Annotated in this window: 5 protein-coding genes and 2 pseudogenes; 3 read left to right on the top strand and 4 right to left on the bottom strand. The window is 67.6% G+C overall.

Features of this window, described 5'->3' with window-relative positions; genetic code table 11:
* Positions 1-240: 240 nt before the first annotated feature.
* The 3 genes and pseudogenes from ACWGI8_RS39970 to ACWGI8_RS39960 all read right to left on the bottom strand — a co-directional run.
* Positions 241-579, bottom strand: a pseudogene (locus ACWGI8_RS39970) (XRE family transcriptional regulator); the annotation flags it as partial.
* Positions 561-1,291, bottom strand: a pseudogene (locus ACWGI8_RS39965) (IS5 family transposase). The pseudogenes ACWGI8_RS39970 and ACWGI8_RS39965, both read right to left, overlap by 19 nt.
* A 39-nt stretch (positions 1,292-1,330) precedes the next feature.
* On the bottom strand, positions 1,331-1,459 hold the full coding sequence (locus tag ACWGI8_RS39960) for a hypothetical protein (RefSeq protein WP_257548903.1): 129 nt from the start codon (positions 1,457-1,459) through the stop codon (positions 1,331-1,333).
* A 5-nt stretch (positions 1,460-1,464) separates the two neighbouring features.
* Between ACWGI8_RS39960 and ACWGI8_RS39955 the strand changes: the two genes are divergently transcribed.
* The 3 genes from ACWGI8_RS39955 (at position 1,465) to ACWGI8_RS39945 (ending at position 3,661) form a co-directional block, all read left to right on the top strand.
* The gene (locus ACWGI8_RS39955; protein ID WP_453668353.1) at positions 1,465-2,049 is read left to right on the top strand and encodes a DinB family protein; all 585 of its coding nucleotides are present in this window, start codon (positions 1,465-1,467) and stop codon (positions 2,047-2,049) included.
* Between the two features lie 45 nt (positions 2,050-2,094).
* Positions 2,095-2,912 (top strand): IS5 family transposase gene (locus ACWGI8_RS39950; protein WP_453668352.1). Its coding sequence is split into 2 segments (ribosomal slippage): positions 2,095-2,437 and positions 2,437-2,912, totalling 819 coding nucleotides; the frame shifts between segments, so codons are not numbered across the junction.
* A 98-nt stretch (positions 2,913-3,010) separates the two neighbouring features.
* Positions 3,011-3,661: a gamma carbonic anhydrase family protein gene (locus tag ACWGI8_RS39945; protein ID WP_453668351.1), complete on the top strand. Its 651-nt coding sequence runs from the start codon at positions 3,011-3,013 to the stop codon at positions 3,659-3,661.
* A 79-nt stretch (positions 3,662-3,740) separates the two neighbouring features.
* Here the strand turns inward: ACWGI8_RS39945 and ACWGI8_RS39940 are convergent, their stop codons facing one another.
* Entirely contained in the window at positions 3,741-4,187 is a 447-nt protein-coding gene (locus ACWGI8_RS39940) for a lamin tail domain-containing protein (protein WP_453668350.1), read from the bottom strand.
* Positions 4,188-4,653 lie beyond the last annotated feature (466 nt).

Raw genomic sequence — 4,653 nt, 5'->3', positions numbered from 1 at the left:
AGCCGGTCTTGGTCCAGTCGCCGCAGCCCGTGGTCTTGAAGCAGGCGTCCGAGGTCGAGATCTTCACGATCGCCGCGCCCGACCCGTTGTTGTTCGCCGGCATCGCGTCCGTGCTGTGGCTCGCGTCCTTCGCGCGTTCCCAGTAGCAGCCGTTGTCCTTGTTGCGCAGACGGTGTAGCGGCCCTTCGCCGTCACTCTTCGCCTGTCTCGGATCCCATGGTTGCCAGTGCGTCGCTGCCTTCACGATGTGCGGGGCACGCCCCTGCTCCACAGCTCCTCCGCGTGCTCGGCGAACCTGTCGAACATTCCGCCCGCGCCCTGACGCCGCAGATGCAGCAACGGGGAGTCGTGACCGACGAGTCTCGCCAGGTGCGGGGTGACGCGGGCGTCCTGGTCGAAGCGGAACACGGACAGCGAGACGTGATTCACGGCATCGTCTGCGCTGCTCAGCCGGGTCTCGAGACCGTTCATGGGGCCGAGGCGGTCCAGGTGCTCCAGCGTGATCCTGATCCGCGTGGAGACGCTGAGCGCCACGTCCTCGATGGCCTCGCGCTGTCGGGTCACCTCCCCATCGTGATCCGAGTGGTCGAGCAGCGGAGCTTGCGCAGGAGCCGCCAGGACTTCAGGGTGGCGATGGCCTGCTCAACAAGTGCCCGGATCTTCGCGTGGGACCGGTTGACCGCCTGCTGGCCTGCGGAAAGAGTCTCCCAGCGGCCCCAGTAGGGGAGCTGGACCATGCCCCCGGCGCCCCGGTATCCCTTGTCCGCCCAGCACGTGATGCCGGCCTCGGCAAGGGCGTCGATGATGGCGTGCTCACGGGCGGCCCGGACGTCGTGGACGGCGCCGGGCAGCGCCGGTGAAGCCCACAGTAGACGGCCGGACGGATCGGCGAGGACTTGCACGTTCATCCCGTGCTTCTTGTGTTTTCCAGAGTAGAAGGGCCGGTCGGCGGCGATCCGGTCGATCGGTAAAGCAGGGTCCCGTCCAGCAGCACGAACGCCTTCGTGGATGCCGTGCGGATCGCCTCGGCCAGCGTGGGGGTATGGGCGGCCAAGACCTCGACGGCCTCGGTGACGTAGCGGTAGGCAGTGGTGGTTCCGATCCCGAATCCTGCCGCGAGCTGGACGTAAGGGTGACCGTTACGCAGGTGGGCGAGGGCGAGCAACGCCTGCCGGCCGACACTCAGGCGCCGCCACCGGGTGCCGAGCTCCCGGCGATGCCTGCGCAGCTTGGCGGACAGGAAGCGAAGGGCAGAGCTGGACACGTCGACGCCGGACGGGTAGACAAGCACACGAAGCCTCTGGTGGAGACGGATTTCTTAGAGGTTGTCTCACGTGGCAAGTTTCGCGAGCTTCTTGTAGCAGGTCAGGGCGGCGGCCATGGCCAGGCCTCGGCTCTGCCAGTCGTTGCGGACCACGTACGGGATCTTGAGACCACGAGCAGCCCATGGCAGGCTCATGCCGCATGATCGATGAATTCGCGAAAGGCAACCTGCACGGGAGACTGCGGCGGGACCGCAAGGCGCTGCTCTGGAAACTCGACGGCTTGTCCGAATACGACGCCCGCCGGCCTTTGACAGCGACCGGGACCAACCTCCTCGGCCTGGTCAAACACGTGGCCACCGTCGAGGCCAGGTACTTCGGCGAGGTCTTCGACCGCCCTTCCCCGGAACCGCTGCCCCGGTGGCAGGACTCCAACGGCAGCGATCTGTGGGCGACCGAGGACGAGACCCGCGATCAGATCATCGGGTTCTACCGGCGCACGTGGGAACACTCGGACGCGACGATCAACGAGCTTCCCCTCGACGCCCCCGGCCACGTGCCGTGGTGGCCGGAGCCTTATGCCGACACGAACCTGTTCGCCATCATGGTCCATGTCCTCGGCGAGTCCATCCGGCATGCCGGGCACGCCGATATCCTGCGCGAGGGCCTCGACGGCCGGACCGGGTTGCGCGCCGAACTCGAGAAGCAGATCGACGAGGAAGCCCGTGCAGCCTACTGCGCGAAGATCGAGCAGGCCGCCAGGTCGGCCGCACCAATCAAGGCTTAGAGGTTGTCTCACGTGACTTGATGTTCGTGCGGCATGCTGCCGGTCGTGGGTGCTGATCTATCGAAGCGTCTGGTTCCTGATGAACTCTGGGAGCTGGCCGCCCCGTTGCTGCCGTCGTTCGCTGCTCGTCCGCAAGGTGGTGGGACCGCTCCGTGTGACGAGCGGGCCGTGTTCACGGCAGTGGTGTACGCGCTGACCAGCGGCTGTGCCTGGCGGCATCTGCCGCCGACGTTCGGCACGTCGCCCGCCACCGCGCATCGCCGCTTCACGGTATGGACCGAGGCAGGCCTGTGGCGTCGGCTGCACCGGGCGGTGCTGGACGAACTCGGGGCCCGCGGCGAGGCGGACTGGACCTCGGCGATCGTCGACGCGGCCTCCGTTCGCGCCAAAAGGGGGGATCGCTGACCGGGCCGAACCCGGTCGATCGCGGCAAGAAGGGCAGCAAGCTGCACGTGCTGTCCGATGCCCAGGGCATCCCGCTCGCCGTCGCCGTGTCCGGCGCGAACATGCACGACAGCCTCGCCCTCAAGCCGCTCATCCGCGGCATACCCGCCGTCCGGTCCCGCCGGGGACCACGGCGGCGCCGACCCGTCAAACTCCGCGCGGACAAGGCGTACTTCTCCGTCGAACACCTGGCCTGGCTGCGCGAGCGCGGGCTCGTCGCGCGCATCGCGCGGCCCGGCATCGAGTCCGGCGAACGCCTCGGTCGGCACCGCTGGAAGATCGAACGGTCGATCGCCTGGCTCTTCGGCTACCGCCGCCTCACCGTCCGATACGAACGAAAGGGCTCGCACTTCCTCGCCTTCCTCGGCCTGGCCGCCGCCCTGACCTGCTACAAGAAGCTCGTGAAACTTGCCACGTGAGACAACCTCTTAGTCGAAATCCCATCTACAGGGGCTTCATCCGTCTGTCAGCCCCAACTACCCAACCTCACCGGCAGGTTGGAAAACGCTCAGTGACGGTGATCGGTGAGTTAATGGAGAGTTCCCGGATATGTAGTCGACGGAAACTGCTCCAACTGTACGAGCACCGCGGCGAGCGGCCCGTCGTCCCCGAGTCCGCGTACGTCGCCCCCTCGGCCGTGCTGTGCGGCGCCGTCATCCTTGGTGAACGCGCGCGCGTCCTGCACGGGGCCGTGCTCACCGCCGAGGACGGTGAGGTGCGCACGGGGGCGGACGCGGTGGTGATGGAGAACGCTCTGGTTCGCGGAAGGGCCCAGCATCCCGCGGTACTGGGGGACGCCGTGCTCATCGGGCCGCACGCGCACATCAACGGGGCGACCGTGGAGGACGAGGTCTTCGTGGCGACGGGGGTGGCGGTGTTCCCGGGAGCCGTGGCCGGGGCGGGGTCCGAGCTGCGGATCAACAGCGTGCTGCACGTCAATTCGCGCCTGGAGCCGGGGACGGTCGTGCCGATCGGCTGGATCGCGGCGGGAGACCCGGCCGAGCTCTTCTCGCCGGACCGGCATGACGAGCTGTGGGAGAAGCAGCGCGGTCTCGACTTTCCCGGCACGGTGTACGGGGTCCCGCGCGGTACGTCGATGCGTACGATCATGGCCCGCCAGGCTGAGTTCTACGGGGCCCACAAGGGCGACCGGCGTCTCGACGGCTGACGGGGAACGGGACCTGAAACCGGCACCGCAACCGGGCCGGCCGGAGTGCGGCGCGGCCCGGAACGGGAACGGGAGAGTGTCAGCAGTACTTCGAGGAGCCGCTCGAACCCCACGAGCACGAGTCGACGAGAGCCCCCGTCGGCTTGCGGAGATACGCCGTGTCCCCGGTGTTGTTCCACACGTACGCCGCCCGGCCCCAGTAGCGGTACCCGGTCGTGTTGGAGCCCTTGCCCGTATGGACCTTGACGTACGACTTCGCGCCGATCGTGCCGCTGAAGGTGTACGTCCAGCCGTATGCGTCCCGCAGCTTCCAGTCCTTGATCGAGATCGCGGACGTGCTGGAGTTGTAGAGCTGCACCCACTCGCCGTTCAGCGACGTGTTCGAGCCGGTGTCGGAGCCCGGCGAGTTGTAGTACACGCGGTAGATACTCACTCCACCCGCGGCCTGGGCCGGAGTGGCGGTCAGCAGACCACCGGCGACAACGGCGGCGACGGCGGCGGCCGAGGTGGCGTAACGGAGCTTCAAAGACCCTCCCCAGAGTTGAACAGTGCTCGAACGTGGGAGTTCGAACGACGGAGAGAGTACATCCAGGTGTGAAGGAAATGTGGGGAGTATCTGGGGAAGCGTCAAAGATGGTCGACTTTGATCGCCTTGTTGCGCGACCTGATCCGGATGCCTGGCCAGGTGCCTGACCGGATGGGGATAACGGGCCCCACCGCGCGGCGGGCGACCACACGGCGGGACACCAGCAGTTGCAGAGCCTGCTCCACGACACGGAGCGCCTGTACGGCCCCTGCCATCCGCTGCCCGTCGAGCTGCGGCGCTCCCTGGACCGGCAGCGCCAGTTCCGCCCGGGCTGATTTCGGGTGCTGGGGGCTCTGCCCCCGAAACCCGCGCCTCAAACGCCGACGAGACTCATTCTGAGCCCGTCCGGCGTTCTTTGAGCCCGTCCGGCGTTCGAGGACACGGCCGAAGGCCGTACGGGGGTCCG

It is taken from the genome of Streptomyces sp. NPDC054841, from assembly GCF_053611045.1.
Note: the sequence above shows the minus strand (reverse complement) of the source record. Positions and strands in the feature narration are given on the sequence as shown.